Origin of the sequence: Roseococcus sp. SDR (assembly GCF_019083995.1) — a bacterium.
Classification (GTDB): domain Bacteria; phylum Pseudomonadota; class Alphaproteobacteria; order Acetobacterales; family Acetobacteraceae; genus Roseococcus.
This window is the reverse complement of record NZ_JAHRCU010000003.1, coordinates 149,099-164,134: the sequence shown is the minus strand read 5'-3', so window position 1 is coordinate 164,134 and position 15,036 is coordinate 149,099. Positions and strand designations below refer to the sequence as shown.

The window sequence follows — 15,036 nt, the reverse complement described above, 5'->3', positions numbered from 1 at the left end:
TGAGCGCGGGGGCGTGACGGAACTGGACGTGGCGAATTTCGTCGCGGCCAATGAGCTCACCCTGTCCGTCGTCGTCGCGGGCCTCGCTGTCGAGAAGGGCAGCATCGAGGACGTGAATGATCGAGACTGGTGCCACATCCCGGACGAGCGCAGCTATCTCTCGGGCGCCGCAGATCTCCACCAGTCGCAGGCCTGGGCCACCCTCATGAACGGGTCCGAGACGATCAGCAGCTTCAAGGCAGAGCCAGGTCGCTACATCAGTATTGAAGCGCGCGGCGATGACGCGGGCACGATCGTGGTCTCGCGCGAGCGGCTGGTCGTCCGGCATGCCGAGCGTTTGCGCTTCGAGGCGGAGCAGGAGGTGGGTGTGGCGACGGCCAGCAGCGGAGCCGCTGTCGTGGCGCCGCCACCCGCCGCGCGTGGCGCAGCACCGCGTTATGACTGGGATGCCTTCTGGGCTGAGGCACTGGTCAGCATGTTCCAGGACGGTCCGCCGGCCACGCTGGCGGAATACGTTCGCCGCATGGAGACGTGGTTTGCTGATCGTGGCGAACATCCGGACTCCAGCACGATCAAGAAGAAGCTGAGCCAGCCCTGGCGGCGGATCGCGCCTCAGTTGGAACGCCGCCGCGCCTGATTGGGACGGATCGCTGCCGAGACGGGTAGGGCTAAGTATGAAGCCATCGCCCGTGGGACTGAACGCTCACCTCCCGCCGCACCTCCGCGAGGTCTGCGGCATCCTGGCCAGGGGCCTGGTGCGGCTGCGCAGCCGCGTTGCCGAGGATGAAGCGCGCGATGCCGAAATAGCTCGGGGGGTGGGAGACGTTCCCCTACACTCCACCGCCCACCAGCGCCTGCATGCGAACCCCAACAGGAAGGGACTCGCATGACCAGACGATCCACCGCCGCGCCCGCGCCGGCGCCCACCATCCCGAAGATCCCGCCGACGCAGGTGCTGAGCCGCCTCGCCGCACTGCAGGCGGCGCCGACCGCTACGCTGAAGCAGCAGTGGCGCGAACTGTTCGGCAAGGAGCCGCCGCCCTGGAACCGCGCCTACATCCAGAGCCGGCTGGCCTATCGCATCCAGGAATTGGCCTATGGCGGGCTGAAGCCCGAGACCGTCGACCGGCTGGTGGCGCTGGGCGAGCAATTGGATGGCGGCAACGTCGTCCTGCGCCGCATTCGTGCCGACAGCCGGCCGCTAGCCGGCACGCGCCTGCTCCGCGAATGGCAGGGCGTGCAGCACGTGGTCGCGGTGCGCGTCAACGACTTCGAATTCGAGGGGCGGCCCTACCAGTCGCTCTCAGCCATCGCGCGCCACATCACCGGCACGCGCTGGAATGGCTGGACGTTCTTCGGGCTGCGGGCGCGGGGTGAGACATGACCCGCCGCGCCCGCATCGAGCCGGCCATGCCGGCGACGACCAAGAAGCTCCGCTGCGCGGTCTACACTCGCAAATCCACTGACGAGGGGCTGGAGAAGGAGTTCAACACGCTCGACGCGCAGCGCGACGCCTGCGAGGCCTACATCACCAGCCAGCGCGCCGAGGGCTGGGTTCTGGTCCGCGATCGCTATGACGATGGCGGCTTTTCGGGCGGCACGCTGGAGCGGCCGGCGCTGCAGCGCCTGCTGCGCGACATTCAGGCCGACCTCGTCGACGTCATCGTGGTCTACAAAATTGATCGCCTGAGCCGCTCGCTAATGGACTTCGCCAAGCTGGTGGAGGTGATGGATGCGCACGGCGTGACGTTCGTGTCCGTGACGCAGAGCTTCAACACCACGACCAGCATGGGCCGGTTGACGCTGAACATCCTGCTCAGCTTCGCGCAGTTCGAGCGCGAGGTCATTGGCGAGCGAATCCGCGACAAATTCGCCGCCTCCCGCGCCCGCGGCATGTGGATGGGGGGCAAGGTACCGCTCGGCTACGACGTGGTGGCCAGGAAGCTGATCGTGAATGAGGAGGAGGCACCGCGGGTGCGCCGCGTGTTCGAGATCTTCGCCGAGACGTCCTCGGGCATGGAGACGGTGAAGCGCCTTCGAGAGGAGGGCGCCACCAGCAAGGTGGGCCGGCCCCTGGACAAGGGCGATGTCTACAAGCTGCTGAACAATCGGACCTACGTCGGGGAGGCCGCGCACAAGGGAAGCATCTATCCCGGTGAGCACCAGGGCATTGTGCCCCGTGATCTATGGGACCGGGCGCACGCCGTCCTTCAGGTCAGCCCGCGCGTGCGTGCCAACCAGAACCGAGCACAGACGCCGGCGCTGCTGAAGGGGTTGATCTTCGGGGTGGACGGCCGGGCGCTGTCGCCGACGCATTCCAGGAAGAATGGCCGGCTTTACCGCTACTACGTGGCGCAGCGGGTGCTGAAGGGCGACGCCGCCGGCGACGCCAGCATAGTGCGCCGGATTTCGGCGGCCGAGATCGAGGCGGCGGTAGTGGATCAGGTGCGGGCGCTGCTGCGGCAGCCGGAGATCGTAATCGGCACCTGGCGCGCGGCGCGCCGGGAGGCGCCGGACCTGACCGAGAGCGAAACCCATGACGCGCTGCACCGGCTCGACCCGCTTTGGGAGCACCTGTTTCCTGCAGAGCAGGCGAGAATTGTGAGGTCGCTGGTGGAGCGGGTGGTCGTGGGCCCGGCCGGCGCGGACATTCGGCTGCGCCTGGATGGTCTCGGCGGCCTGGTCCGCGACCTCGGCGCCATCGCGCCCGATACGCTGAGGTCGGCAGCATGACCACGGCGACCAGCATCACGGTCCGGGTGCCTCTGGCAATCCGCTACCGGCCAGGCAGGAAGACCGTCGTGACACCGATGACCGATGGCGTGGCGCCAGTCACAACGCGGGCCGACCCGGCGCTCGTGAAGGCGCTGGCACGGGCGTTCCGGTACCAGCGGATGCTCGACGTGGGGCGCTACGCGTCCATCAGCGAGATGGCAGCCGCCGAACGAATCGAGAGGGGCTACCTCGGCAGCCTGCTGCGGCTGACCCTGCTGGCGCCGGATATCGTTGAGGCAATCTTGGATGGGCGGACTTCTGCTACCTGTGCACTGCCGGCGTTGCTTGCGCCGATTCCGGATGCCTGGGCGTGCCAGCGCCACCGGCTGAACTTGGCATCATGAAGCCTTCAATCGCTCGCTTGGCGCTGTGCCCGTATCGGGCGACGCCGCCTTATTCCAAGCCGCTCAACATGAGCACCGAGGCAGTCATCTCCCAAAAACACGCCCAAGGTTGCGGTCCCGGTATTGTGCGCCCTGGGTAATTTGTTGGACAGTAGGGGCGCGTAGCCAGTGGCGCGGCGAAGGCGAGACCATGTCGTGAACGTGACGATCTGACTGCGACGCGTTGCGCGATCCAATGAACGTTTAAACTGTTAATTTAACAAATTGCTCCTCAGAATGGGCACGCGATGTTGCGTACAAGTAGAACCAAACGACAGGGCATAATGGGGGGTTAACTCGGTTTGGCGATCACGTTTCCTGTACTTCGTGAACTGAAGGTCGAGGGGTACGGGCTCTTCGAAACAGCGAACTCGTCGGGCCTTGCTCACAAGTTTGGTTCCGGCGTGCACGTCATCGCCGGCATCAACGGGCTCGGAAAGACGACCCTTCTCAACATCATCTACCGGATGCTCCTGGGTCCCAAGGACATGAGCAAGGAGGATGGTGGGCTCGCATCAACCCAGCACATTCTGTCCGATTGGCGAAACAAGAAGTATTTCCGCAAACGCGTACGTGACGAAGCCCGTGGCGCGCGTGCGGAGGCGGTGATCAGTTTCGGACGACGCCGCATCAAGGTCGTGCGGAGCCTGCGCACGCTGGAGGTGGAGTCGCTCTGCCTAGACGATGTGCCCGAAGCTCAGGCAACCCAGGACCGCTACGAGAGCCTGGTCTGCGAACTCTCGGGGGCCGCCAGCTACTTCGATTTCTTCGCCATCCTTCGCTTCCTGGTCTTCTTCCTGGAAGACCGGGCAGAGCTGATCTGGGATCGTCGGTCCCAGTTCGATATGTTCCGCTTACTATTCTACGACAGGACCGCCGCGTGGACAGCGGCTGAGGAATACGACAAGGCCCAAACGCTCGACAGCAACTATCGCAACGAACGAGTGCCGATCGGGAAGGCCCGGAAGGAACTCGACGAATACGACGCCGCTGAGCAATCCGGCATCGCCGTAGAAATCCGTGCGGAACGGACGGCCCTCGCGGCGGCCCAGGAGCAAGATCAGGAGCACGCCGAGGCGATTGTCGTGGCCCGGCAGAAGGCCGAGTCGGTGCGGCTCCGCCGCGAGAAGACGAGGCTGGACCTTGAGGAAGCGCGCCTCGCCTACGAGGAGGAGCAGCAGCTCTTTTATCAGCATGTCTTCCCCGGCCTTGAGGCGACCGCAGCGCATGTGTTCTTGAGCCTTGCGACGGGTGGTGGCTGTCTTGTCTGTGGCAATCGTTCGGCCGCTGCAGCTGAGCGCCTTAAGGCCTACGCCGAACGGCATCAGTGTCCCGTTTGCGAGAGCGAGGTGGCGGAGCAGGAGAATGTCGTCAGTGCCGCCGAGTTCAACGAGAAGCGTCTAGAGCGCGTCGGTCAGCAGGTCGAGAAGCTTCGGGCTTCCCTCTCGGCGCTCGATTTCGACGTAGTGCGGGAGGACTCCGAACTTAGGCAACTGATCGAAGCTCGGGGTGAGTCCCTCGCCCAGGTGAATCTACACCAGAACCGGCTGAACGACCTACAGAGGCAGGCCTCAGCGGAGGTGATCGACGCGGCAATGGCCGACGACGAAGAACAGATTGCCTACAAGCGCCGCTATGTGGAAGAGGGCGAGGCGCGGCTGAAGCGGATAGCCGCCGATCGCACGACAGCTGAGGCGCGCTACAAAGCGATCAAGATGAGCCAGGAGCGGCACCTGACCGAGAGGCTCGGAAAGGTAAAGCAGGCCTTCGCCCGGATCGCCAAGCATCTTCTTGCCGAGACCTGCTTGCTCCACGAGGCCAGCGACGTCCGCAGGATCGGCCAGGAGGGAGAGCAGTTCGAGTTCCCCATTCTGGAAGTGATGATGAGCTCGGGCGTGTTCACCGGCAGCGCCAGCGCCCGGGAGGACGCGAGCGAGGTCTCTGAGTCCCAGCGGGAGTTCATCGATCTCGCGTTCCGCATGGCGCTCATGGAGGCCGCCGGCGCGCCCGAGAGCGACGCGATGCTAGTCCTCGAGACCCCGGAGGCGAGCTTGGACAGCCTCTTCGTGCGCGAGGCCGGCGCGCTGTTCCGGGGGTTCGCGGCCAAGGGGGACGCCCTAGGGAACGTCTTTATCGCGAGCACGAACCTCAACAGCGAGGGGATGATCCCGGCCCTGTTTGGAGTCACGGCTCCCCCGGCGCGGGAGCCAGTGTCGAGCGACGACGCCGACGCCCTGACTCGAGACGAGGCACCAGAGGCCGAGGACCTCCCTCCAGCTCTGCCGGCAGGTGCACGGCGCGGACATCTGATCAACCTGCTGTCGATATCAGCGCCGAACGCCGCGCTGCGGCAGCACCGCGAGTTCTACGAAAACAAGCTCTGGGATGCGGTCTACGAGGACGTGGACGAGGCAGATCGGGCCGCGCTTATCGCCGATGCCCTGCCTCCAGATGCAGCCGCGGATGACGAGGCCGACGGTGAGGTCACGTGATGCAGCGACGCGGTGTGCTGGCCGCGCGGATGTGGCTGTTGTCGCTTTTGGACGCAGCGGAGCGGACCGGCATCGCGCCACTGTCCGTCGAGCGCCTGCATCGCTTAGTCTACCTCGCGAACGCCATGGCGCCGGTTTACGACCTGCTGACCCCGGACGGCTACATCCTGAAGTTTAAGCGTGGGCCCTTCTTTCCGGAGGTCCAGTGGGACATCGATCGCCTGTCCGTCCAGGGCCTGGCGGCAGTGAGCGGCCTAAAGCGGATGAAGGATGATCAGGGGTGGTGGTTCGAGGCCAATTACTCGCTCACCCGGACGGGGATGGCCGCAGTCGATCGTGCACTCCTCCTCGGGGAGGCTAGACACAAGGCCTCATTCCTCAGGGAGGTGGTCCGCGCGTTTGCAGCGATCCTGCGTGACGAGGCCAGCGATGAGCCGCCGGGCGATGCCGACGACGTACTGCTCAAGGATGTGGCTTTCACTCGCGCGGACCTCGAGGGGCCCATCGACTTCCGGACCGCATCGGAGAACCTCACGGCGCTGGCGGCCGGCGCCATAGGGCTCCGTGTTGGCGGAGATCGCTCCGTGGGGCGTCGGGCCGAGGTGCACCTCTATTTCCGCTACCTCGAACAGCTATGGGACCGCCGTCACAATCGGGCGGTTGCCTGAGGTGGTGCCCGATTTGCAGGCTGCCCTTGCGGATCTGGACGATGCCGCGCTCGCGTCACTTCGTGGCGCAGGCTTGGCCGGGGTCCCGCATCTACCGGCCTCAGATGAGGGCCTGGAAGCCGAGTTCTTCGCGCGAGCTTACGACTACACGCGGCGCTGGCTCCTGGACAAAAACGGACCAGTGCCGGATGCGAACCCCTGTGTGTTCGTGTTGTCGCGGGCGATCCATCAAGACGCCTCCCGGCTGGACGCGAGCATCATCCACTACCTTAACTCGAGCGCCGACGCGGACGTGTGCGGTGGGGTGTTCATCGCCAATGAGGATTTCTCGATCGTCGCGAGACTGCCGGATCAGGATTGCGGCGACCTGAAACATATAGTCGCCGCCCTCAAGGCGGCAGACCTGCACGAGGCGCCGCATACGGTGTTCCGCCCGGACAGGGGCGAGTTGATCTTGTGCAAGCGCGGTGTCCTCGGAAAGAACTCGTGTGTGCCGCTGGTCCTGGATCCGCACAAGCAGCTCAGCCCGTCCGACCTCGAGAGGCATATCTGGGAGTTCCATCGCCAGTACACACAGACGCCCAGCGGTCATCTCCTGCCTTGGAAGGGCGCAGCGGCGAACCGGATCACCATTGAGGCGCTCGAGGTGCGCATAAGCACCATGCTGACCGTTCACCTCCGCCGACTGGTCGGCCTCGACAATGTGCGTATGGAGGATCAGACTCCCCACGGGCGGGTCGACGTCTCGATCGTAGGAGCGGCCATGGCGCCGGGCGTCGGAGGTTGTGCGCTCGAGCTCAAGGTGCTGCGCTCTCGCCGATCCTCGGGCACCCGGGTTGTCAACATCAAGCCGGAGGACATGCTCGCATATGCGATGGAGGGTATCGGGCAGGCGGTGGAGTACCGGCAGGACACCGGCGCGGAGCTGGCCTACCTCTGCTGCTTCGACGCTCGGTGCGATGACCAGGATCAGCCCGAGGTGATAGCACTCGGAAAGTCCAAGGATGTCGAGGTGCGACGCTACTTCATGTACGCTAGCGCCGAGGCGCACCGTGATGCGAAAGCCGCCGCCGACAAGGCAGGGATCCTACTCGCAGGTGAGGTGAACTAGGGTCTCGCCGAGCTCATGAGCGCCACCCTGCTGGGCGCTCGATCGCATAGAGCGCATCTGTGACAGTCCCTTCAGCGCGAAGCCACAGCCGTCGGCCATCTCAGCGCATATCGCCGCGACGTCAATCGGCACCCCCGCGTACTGGCTGTCGCCGACGACCATCATCACAGATCCCCCTGCTGGCATGACGCGATGGAGGCCCCGAAGGACTGCCGTCATGTCGTCGAAGTAGGCGGAGACCATCTGTGGGATCTTGGCGTCCCAAAGCTGGTCACGGCGAGCGTTGAGCAGGTCAAGGGTCTCCGTCAGGAGCGGCGATACGGCGGCGCTATCGAAGCTTCGGTGGATCTGTACGTGCGAGCGCAGGGTCGCCTCGCGGAGCGCCCGATTGTCCGCCCCGGTCCGCAGGTAACCCAGCATCCAGAGCTCGACGTTGTAAATGTCCGTGTAGTCGAAGGAGTTGGGATAGGGCGGCGAAAAGAGCGCGAAGTCGACTGAGTCGCTCTGTGAGAGCGCCGTGCGGGCGTCGCCGCGTAGGAGGGTAAAGTCAAGGCAGGCTCGGCGTCCGAAGCGCACGATGTCCTCGATCGCGCGCAGGACTGCGGCTTCGAACAGCCTGCCGACCTCGAAGGGCCGTACCGCGCGACGCGTCCAGCCGGAGCGGTAGCGGCGACCCTTCCCGCTGATCACCACATTGCTCAGCGTGATCAGCGTCGAGCCCAAAAGAACCCGCAGCAGTCGGCGATGCGTCGCGTCTTCGAGACCCTCAATAGCCAGGCGGTAGGCCAGGATCCGCACGGCCACGTCCCGATTGAAGATCCACCGGCCCGCGACGCCCGGTTCCACGAATGTTGATGGCGCTCCGGCTAAGACAGCCGACGGGTCGGGCTCGATGTCTGCCGCCGCATCGACCACCGTGCGGAACGCACGGATTAGCCGATTGGGTACGTAGGTCGTCAGCTTGGCCTCGATGAGGTCGGCCAGGAATGGATTTACCTCAACGGTGGTAGGCCGGACGCCTAGGAACTGAGCGGTTAAGGACGTCGTTCCGCTGCCTCCGAACGGGTCGATGCAGGTCTGCGGGCGCATGGGGAGCGCGGAGAACGCCTCCACGACGGCGCGGGGCGCGAACGCCTCCTTGAATCGGTACCAGCGTTGGAACGGCAGGTCGTGGCTGTCCTGGTTGGTGGACGCTGGCCCGAAAAACTCGTGCCGCGCGAACCAGCTTTGGGCCACGAGCCGTGGCCCCGCGCCAAGCTCGTCGGCGAGCGAGTCTACTCGCAGGCCCAGGCTATCCCTCAACGCCTCCAAATGCCGTCTCCCGCCTGTCCAGAAGACTTTGCAGTATGCGTTTATGCGTGTAAAGGGGCAGGTATGAGCACGCGGACCCCACAGGCGATCGGCGCTGAGCTACGGAACTGGCTCACGGCACGATCGCTAACCGAATCTGAGCTCTCAGCGCTGATTAAGGCGAGAAATCCCAATGATTGGGTAAGCCAGTCCTGGATCAGCCGCATCTGCAACGGCGATTTCGTCCGGCTGAGCCGCAAGACGCGGATCGTCCTAAACTATGCTAATATTCGCGTTGAAGAATCCTTCGACGTCGACCCAAAGGGCGAGCAGATCATTCAGACCGCCGTCTCGGACGTCTGGGACGGGAGCTTGCGAACGGCGCAGGCGCTGGCGGGCATTCTGCGCAGTGCCGGTCGCTTAGCGCAGAAGTAATCATCGCGGCGGGTGGTCTCGATGGTGCGGCACATCGTCGAGCACACAGACATCAAGCTGCTCGCCACGAAAACGCCCCGGCCCGAGCCGGAGCCCGCCGTGGGCGGCGCGCCGGACGTCGTAAGCGCAGAATACGAAGTGCTGACGAAGGCAGCTGAACAGGCCGTCAAGGAAGAGGGCGGGCCTGGACCGTTAGTGTAGCCAATGAGGGAGATGGGGACTCGCGGCCCCACTCCCTTCGAGCTGGCGGCGCGCCGTGGGGAAGCCGTGGCGGTAGGCGAGCCCTCGACTCTTCAGTCTCCAGTAGCCTTTGCCGGGCGGTCGACTTGCTGAAAAACCCCAAGCTTCTCGCAGCATAAACAATTAAATATCAATGGGATACAGCTTGAGGGTTAAATCGGGCTACCCCCAAGCTTCGGAGAGTTTCCCGTCTCCGGAGAGCGACGTTCCGGGTCGTTCTGTTCTCCAACCCTCAAGCCGCCGCGACGAAACCCCAGGAAACCTGCGGTTCAGGGCGGTATTAGAGAAATGGAAATGTGCGGTTGGGAAACCGATTGGAGCGGGCGAAGGGATTCGAACCCTCGACCCCGACCTTGGCAAGGTCGTGCTCTACCCCTGAGCTACGCCCGCCCGCTCCGTGCCGAGCTTCTCGCACGCATCACCGAGCCTTGCAACCCCACCTTGGCATGCCGACCACGCATGGCGGCCATCGTTGGCAGCGGATCATGCATGCAAGACCGCAGCCGCCCGTCACGAGCCGACCGGCGTAGATTCTGCTGACATTTCCTGATTCGGAGCACAGGGTTCGGCGGCGTGATGCCGGTCACGGGCTCCCCGCGCGAAATGCTGACCGTCCGCCGCTGGGGCGCTTGTTCGGCTGCCGGATCATCGTCGTCATCGCTGACATCCTCGTCATGGCTGTCGCCCATGCCGTGCTATCCTCGCGCCGGCAGGGTTGCGCCGAAACTGAAGCGGCCAATTGGACCTAGCAGTTTGCCCTCGATGTCGCCGGCTAGGTTTCGCTTGCCGTCGCTCCGGAGGGCTCGTTCTGTCAGACCGGATGGCCCGCGCCTGGCGCGGAGAGGCTATGGCTCTGTGACCCGATATGGCCAACTTCATTCAAGGCAAGCCGCAACGTTGCGCCGCCCGCTTCTTCGACGGTCGCGCTCGATCGCCTCGCATGCTGTCGTGCCGATGAAGAGCGAACCGCCGCAGGTGATCACGGTGAGAAAGTCAAAGGCGACGATCTCGGCTTGCAGGGCGAGCCCCCTCAGCGCGGCGTCGGTGGCGGTCAGCGCTTCGGGCCCCTCGGCGATCATCCGGCGGGAATGATGTTCGAAGTGGCGGCCATCCGAGCGCACTGCCACTCGCGTTGCGGTCACCTGCACGCCCCTTGGAGGCATGGCGGATGTGACCGATGGCGGCACGTTCCTCGGGGTGCGCGACTTCCTGCATGGGCACTACGTCGGTGGCGCTGCCCACGATTCGATGCGCCGGCAGGCTACTTCAGTGGCACGCCAGCCTCGTCATGGCCGCGATAGTCGAGGCGCCGGAGGGCCGCGGCGACATCCAATGCCACCGGATTTCCGTTCACCATACCTACCATGCCGCATATGTCGTTCACGGCTGAGAAGGTTGTTCCCCCACTCAGGGCATGCGGCGTGCCGCCCCTTCATTTGCGACCTAGAGGGCGAGGGGCGGTCAGGCGAGATGGCCTAGGGAAGGGCGGCGGTGCGATGGAGGGTCACACGCACACCGCCATGCGGCACCGGCGGGCCAGGCGGGAGGAAGGGCAGGCGGGTAGCCTGTGCGAGGTGTGGATCAGCGGCGATGAGGCCCACGCGCCAACCGGAAAAGCGGCTGAGCAGAACCTGACCCAGCGCCTGATAGAGCGGCAGCAACTGTTTCTTGTCGCCCAGACGGTTGCCATAGGGCGGGTTCACGATGACGAGGCCGGGTGCCCCCTGTGGCGGCGTGGCCTCGCTAATGGGGGCGCGCTGGAAATCGGTGAAGGCGGCAACCCCCGCGCGCTCGGCATTGGCTGTGCTCATCGCGATCGCGCCGGCATCGCGATCCCGGCCAAAGTAGCGGAATTCGGGTGTGCGAGCGGGGCTCACGGCACGCATCCTTGCCCAGTCTTCGGGGTCGAAGGTGGCAAGTTGCTCGAACGCGAAGTTGCGGTCCCGCCCGGGGTTGAGGCGGGCTGCGATCTCAGCCGCCTCGATGATGAAGGTGCCCGACCCGCACATCGGGTCGAAGACCGGCTCAGCACCCCCGAAGCCGCATTGCCGTAGGAAGAGTGCCGCCATTGTTTCGCGCATGGGCGCCGCGTTCACCGCCTGCTTGTGGCCGCGCCGGTGTAGCAGCTCGCCAGAGGTATCGAGGCTGATGGTGCAGATGTCGTTCTCGATCCGCACGCGGATACTGAGCTCCGCCTCATCGGCGATGCGCGCGCCTAGCGTCTCCCGGATGGCGCGCTCGATGCGCTCCGCCGCAGCCCCGCTGTGATAGATGCGCGAACGGCTGCAACTCGCCTCGACCCGGACCGGAACGTCAGGCCGCAGCACGCTGGCCCAGGGCACATGCCGCGCGCGGCCGTCGAGTTGCGCCAGATGCTCAGCCTTGAAGCGTGCGATGCGGGCCAGCACGCGCCCCGCGCCGCGGATCCAGAGATTCGCGCGCCAGACCTCGGGCCAGCCGCCCTCCAGCACCACGCCACCGGGTACGGCCCGGGGGCGTTTGAAGCCCTTGCCACGGACTTCGGCGAGTAGCGCCTCTTCCAGCCCAGGCAGGGCGGTCAGGAAAATCTCGAAGCCCGTATCACGCGTCATGCGCCTTGCTTACGCCCTGCGGCCGCGCCCGGCCACTGGGCCGAATCCGCCCGGGGGTGTGCCCTCGTCCCGCCAGGTGATGAGGCGGCGGTAGACGGTGGATGGGTTGAAGTGGAGCAAGGTTGCCGTGCGCGGCACGTCCCGCTCAGTATGACGCAGGCCGGCCAGAATGGCGCGGCGCTCGATACCCCCACATCGCGACGAACTCAGGCTCCTGGGGTGGCCCGCGGGCGGCACAGCGGCAGGTCTCGGTGAGGGCGCCCTTCATGTGGGCGAAGGTCTCGCTCTTTAGCGGGCGATTGAGGATGCCACCCCAGTTCAGTGGGATGAGGGGCGCCTTGCGCCGGGCCGAGTCCTGGTGAACGGCCTTCGCCGCCAGTTCCTTGCAGTGCCCGTCTCGCCCGTGATGAACACCATGGCCTCGGAGGCGGCAACGCTGTCGATCGTCCGACAAACCGTGCGCAAGGCGGCGCGCGCAGAAGCAGATGACGCCGCTATCGGGCGAGTGCGGGCCCTTCCGCCCGTGTCGCGTCCGTTGCGGCGATGGTGCTGGCCTGGTTCGCGCGATGCTTACCCCTCCGAGCCTCGTTGGAGCCTGCGACGGACGCGATGGCGGCGAGGTGGAAGCGGCCTGCCACACCTTGCATCGTGCCGCGGACCAGCGCGGCATCGGTGATGCAGCCCTTGATGAATTCGGCGCCGGGCGGCAGCTTCTCAAGTCTGCCGACTGAGAGCTCATCCAGTACGCGAATGCGCTCACCGCGCGCGATGAGAGCGCCGGCACGGTTGGAGCCGATGAATCCGGCACCGTCGGTCCTGAGATGAAGCACCATGGATTCAGCTGCGCTGATCATTGCGGAGGGGGATCATCGAGAGATGTGCCGGGTGTGCATCGTGGTCTGCGAGCCAGCAAACGAGGCCCGCAGGAACCCGCGCGGGGGTATGGCGCGCCCTGGTGGACTGGGGATTTTCAGTCCGGCCAACGCTCTACGGCCGCAACCCCCAGCCAATGCACCACGCCGGATCAGTAGCTTGCAGGGCGATTTGCAAACCTCGAAGCTCCGGGCATGCCGCCGAACGACACCCTCAGCGCCTGGTCCGGCCATTGGCTCACGGTGCACTGCGCCTGCGCCAGGCGGGTGCATCTGCCGCTGAAGCTGCTGGCCCGGGACCATGGCGCCGAGACGCCCCTGCCGCGGATCGTCGCCCGGCTGCGCTGCGCCAAGTGCGGCGCCCGCCCGAGCGCCGCCGAGCTGGTGGAGAGCCCGCAGACCAGCGCGCCAGGCTATGCACGCGGCTACCCCAGCGGCAGGGCCTGAAACGCAAAAAGCCCGGCGCGGGTTTCCCCGGCCGGGCTTCTTTGCAGAAAGTGCAAGGATCACCCCAGCGCAAGGGCCAGCGCCGCGCCGAGCTTCCAGCTCTGGCTGATCAGCAGCAGCCAGAACGGCCAATCATGGCGTAAGGACGCGCGCCACGGGCCGAAGAGGCGGACCCGCAATTCGAACTCCTCCCGTTCCTCACGACGGCCCCTATCCCACCCCTGCGCCGCCGCGTGGCAGAATGCCTGCATGACGTTCACGGGCACACCGCCCGGTTGAACGCCCGGTCGGCCGCCATCGCGTCCATCATGCGCGTGATCGCGGGCTTCCCCTCGATCTCCTCCGCCGCCTGCAGCTGCACCGGCTTCGGAAACTCGGTCACCCGCGGGCAGGGGCGCTCAGAAATCGCCGGAGCGCAGCCGGCGGTCAGCGCCATCGCGATCAGCATCGCGGGCAGCAGCATCGGCCTCATGGCGTGTCCTTTCCTGGGAGTGAGCGGCGCGGGCCGCGAGGTGAGCCTCGGCATCCGCCGCCGCGTCGTGCCGGATCCAGGCCAGCCCGCCCAGCACCACCATCAGCGCCACGGCCGCGCCGATGGCCCAGCGCGCCGCCGGCAGGGCCAGCAGCGCCATCACGGCGCGGCCTCGGCCTGCTTCTTGCCCTGGGCCCGGGCCAGGATGCTCCAGGCGATGCCGGCCAGCGCCAGCACGCCCAGGATGATGGCCACCGTGCTGCCCTCGCCGATCCAACCCTTCGCGCGGTCCACCGTCTCGGCATTTTCCACCAGCCCCAGGCCGAGAGCGCCGATGGTGCTGGCGCCGGCCAAGAGGTTGCCCCGGATCACGCCCGACTTGCCGAGCGGCGCCACGGCATTGGGCAGGGGCACGCCGGCCGGCCAGCGGATCGCGGTCACGCGATCCGGATCATAAGCCGCGACGTTCACCCGATTCGACTGATTGCCGCCGAGGATCAGCCACCGACCGTCTTTGCGCCGGCCCATGTAGAACCCGGTGTGGTCGGGGTCTTTGAACGTGATGATCGCGCCATAGGCGGGCTCGCTTAAAGGCACGCCCCAGGTTCTATAGGACCGGGCCGCCGCGCTCGAGGTGCTGACCAGCCCGGCCTCGGCCAAGCACCAGCTCACGAAGCTGGCGCACCACGGCGTCTCATCATCGCGCGCCTTGAGCGTGGTGGCCGCGTGGTATTCGAGGATGCGGGGGTTGTGCTTTCCCCCCGCCTGTTCGGCCTGGCCCTGCTCGGCCAGTGCAATCTGCATCCAGGACGGATTCATGGCAGCCTCCAATTGTGGTGAAATCAGCGGCGCCAGATGCGCCAGGTCACCCGCCAGGGCGGCGGGCGCTTCATCGGCCCGCGCGGGCCTGCTCGCGCAGCAGGGTGTTCATCTGGACGATGCCAGCCTCGATCCCCTGGATCGCGCGGCGGATGTCCACCACGGCCAGCTCGGCGGCGCGGGCGGTGCTCTCGACGGCCTGAACGCGCCCCTCGATGCGCGCATCCGCCTCGTCACTGCGCGCCCGCACCCGCACGATCTCGGCGTGCATCTCGGCATCGACGCGGCGGGACAGGACCTCGATTTTCTGCCGCTGGTCGATGATGCTGGTGTGGACCCAGAGCATGCCGGCCGCCAGGAAGCCGAGCATGAGCTTCACCCCATGCTCCAGCACACCAGAGAGCAAGGTCTGCGCCGTCTTCGTCATGCCATCCACTCCTT

General features: G+C 66.0%; 20 protein-coding genes and 1 tRNA gene. 10 read left to right on the top strand and 11 right to left on the bottom strand.

All coding sequences use genetic code 11. The annotated features are described in order from the left end of the window. The first annotated feature begins 13 nt into the window (after positions 1-13). From KTR66_RS04835 to KTR66_RS04805, 7 genes are all read left to right on the top strand, one after another. On the top strand, positions 14-637 hold the full coding sequence (locus KTR66_RS04835; RefSeq protein ID WP_213611023.1) for a hypothetical protein: 624 nt from the start codon (positions 14-16) through the stop codon (positions 635-637). 249 nt (positions 638-886) lie between these two features. After that, on the top strand, positions 887-1,384 hold the full coding sequence (locus tag KTR66_RS04830; RefSeq protein WP_213611022.1) for a DUF2924 domain-containing protein: 498 nt from the start codon (positions 887-889) through the stop codon (positions 1,382-1,384). Continuing rightward, a complete protein-coding gene (locus KTR66_RS04825; RefSeq protein WP_213611020.1) occupies positions 1,381-2,733 on the top strand; it encodes a recombinase family protein in 1,353 nt (450 codons plus the stop codon). The genes KTR66_RS04830 and KTR66_RS04825 overlap by 4 nt, the downstream gene beginning before the upstream one ends. Beyond that, positions 2,730-3,119, top strand: a complete 390-nt coding sequence (locus KTR66_RS04820) for a hypothetical protein (RefSeq protein WP_213611018.1) — start codon at positions 2,730-2,732, stop codon at positions 3,117-3,119. Before KTR66_RS04825 ends, KTR66_RS04820 begins: the two co-directional genes overlap by 4 nt. Positions 3,120-3,460: 341 nt before the next feature. Further along, positions 3,461-5,650, top strand: a complete 2,190-nt coding sequence (locus KTR66_RS04815) for an AAA family ATPase (RefSeq protein ID WP_213611016.1) — start codon at positions 3,461-3,463, stop codon at positions 5,648-5,650. After that, positions 5,650-6,318, top strand: coding sequence for a hypothetical protein (locus tag KTR66_RS04810; RefSeq protein ID WP_213611014.1), 669 nt, complete (start codon positions 5,650-5,652; stop codon positions 6,316-6,318). The genes KTR66_RS04815 and KTR66_RS04810 overlap by 1 nt, the downstream gene beginning before the upstream one ends. A 4-nt stretch (positions 6,319-6,322) precedes the next feature. Beyond that, positions 6,323-7,429 (top strand): hypothetical protein, encoded by a 1,107-nt coding sequence (locus tag KTR66_RS04805; RefSeq protein WP_213611012.1) that lies wholly within the window; start codon positions 6,323-6,325, stop codon positions 7,427-7,429. Here the strand turns inward: KTR66_RS04805 and KTR66_RS04800 are convergent. Further along, positions 7,406-8,731 carry a hypothetical protein gene (locus KTR66_RS04800; RefSeq protein ID WP_213611010.1) on the bottom strand — a complete coding sequence of 442 codons (1,326 nt, stop codon included), beginning with the start codon at positions 8,729-8,731 and terminating at the stop codon, positions 7,406-7,408. The genes KTR66_RS04805 and KTR66_RS04800 overlap by 24 nt on opposite strands. A gap of 72 nt (positions 8,732-8,803) precedes the next feature. On the opposite strand from KTR66_RS04800, the gene KTR66_RS04795 reads away from it, so the two are divergent. Beyond that, a complete protein-coding gene (locus tag KTR66_RS04795; RefSeq protein ID WP_213611008.1) occupies positions 8,804-9,154 on the top strand; it encodes a hypothetical protein in 351 nt (116 codons plus the stop codon). 21 nt (positions 9,155-9,175) lie between these two features. After that, on the top strand, positions 9,176-9,355 hold the full coding sequence (locus tag KTR66_RS04790) for a hypothetical protein (RefSeq protein WP_213611007.1): 180 nt from the start codon (positions 9,176-9,178) through the stop codon (positions 9,353-9,355). Between the two features lie 354 nt (positions 9,356-9,709). Here KTR66_RS04790 and KTR66_RS04785 read toward each other — a convergent pair. From KTR66_RS04785 to KTR66_RS04765, 5 genes are all read right to left on the bottom strand, one after another. After that, positions 9,710-9,784, bottom strand: a tRNA-Gly gene (locus tag KTR66_RS04785). Positions 9,785-10,269: 485 nt separating this feature from the next. Continuing rightward, entirely contained in the window at positions 10,270-10,473 is a 204-nt protein-coding gene (locus KTR66_RS04780; RefSeq protein ID WP_213611005.1) for a hypothetical protein, read from the bottom strand. Between the two features lie 396 nt (positions 10,474-10,869). Next, positions 10,870-11,985, bottom strand: coding sequence for a class I SAM-dependent RNA methyltransferase (locus KTR66_RS04775; RefSeq protein ID WP_213611003.1), 1,116 nt, complete (start codon positions 11,983-11,985; stop codon positions 10,870-10,872). A gap of 145 nt (positions 11,986-12,130) precedes the next feature. Then, positions 12,131-12,439 carry a sigma 54-interacting transcriptional regulator gene (locus KTR66_RS25230; protein ID WP_213611001.1) on the bottom strand — a complete coding sequence of 103 codons (309 nt, stop codon included), beginning with the start codon at positions 12,437-12,439 and terminating at the stop codon, positions 12,131-12,133. A gap of 40 nt (positions 12,440-12,479) precedes the next feature. Continuing rightward, positions 12,480-12,818, bottom strand: coding sequence for an NAD-dependent epimerase/dehydratase family protein (locus KTR66_RS04765; RefSeq protein ID WP_213611000.1), 339 nt, complete (start codon positions 12,816-12,818; stop codon positions 12,480-12,482). A 234-nt stretch (positions 12,819-13,052) separates the two neighbouring features. Here KTR66_RS04765 and KTR66_RS04760 point away from each other — a divergent pair, with 234 nt between their 5' ends. Next, positions 13,053-13,304 (top strand): hypothetical protein, encoded by a 252-nt coding sequence (locus tag KTR66_RS04760; RefSeq protein ID WP_213610999.1) that lies wholly within the window; start codon positions 13,053-13,055, stop codon positions 13,302-13,304. Positions 13,305-13,363: 59 nt separating this feature from the next. Here the strand turns inward: KTR66_RS04760 and KTR66_RS04755 are convergent, their stop codons facing one another. From KTR66_RS04755 to KTR66_RS04740, 5 genes are all read right to left on the bottom strand, one after another. After that, positions 13,364-13,564: a hypothetical protein gene (locus KTR66_RS04755; RefSeq protein ID WP_213610998.1), complete on the bottom strand. Its 201-nt coding sequence runs from the start codon at positions 13,562-13,564 to the stop codon at positions 13,364-13,366. Next, positions 13,561-13,686 carry a hypothetical protein gene (locus tag KTR66_RS25015; protein ID WP_256437514.1) on the bottom strand — a complete coding sequence of 42 codons (126 nt, stop codon included), beginning with the start codon at positions 13,684-13,686 and terminating at the stop codon, positions 13,561-13,563. The genes KTR66_RS04755 and KTR66_RS25015 overlap by 4 nt, the downstream gene beginning before the upstream one ends. A 16-nt stretch (positions 13,687-13,702) precedes the next feature. Next, positions 13,703-13,936 (bottom strand): hypothetical protein, encoded by a 234-nt coding sequence (locus tag KTR66_RS04750; RefSeq protein ID WP_213610997.1) that lies wholly within the window; start codon positions 13,934-13,936, stop codon positions 13,703-13,705. Next, on the bottom strand, positions 13,936-14,595 hold the full coding sequence (locus KTR66_RS04745) for a TIGR02594 family protein (protein WP_213610991.1): 660 nt from the start codon (positions 14,593-14,595) through the stop codon (positions 13,936-13,938). Before KTR66_RS04745 ends, KTR66_RS04750 begins: the two co-directional genes overlap by 1 nt. A gap of 70 nt (positions 14,596-14,665) precedes the next feature. Then, complete coding sequence (locus tag KTR66_RS04740; RefSeq protein ID WP_213610989.1) at positions 14,666-15,022, bottom strand: hypothetical protein; 357 nt, start codon at positions 15,020-15,022, stop codon at positions 14,666-14,668. Positions 15,023-15,036 lie beyond the last annotated feature (14 nt).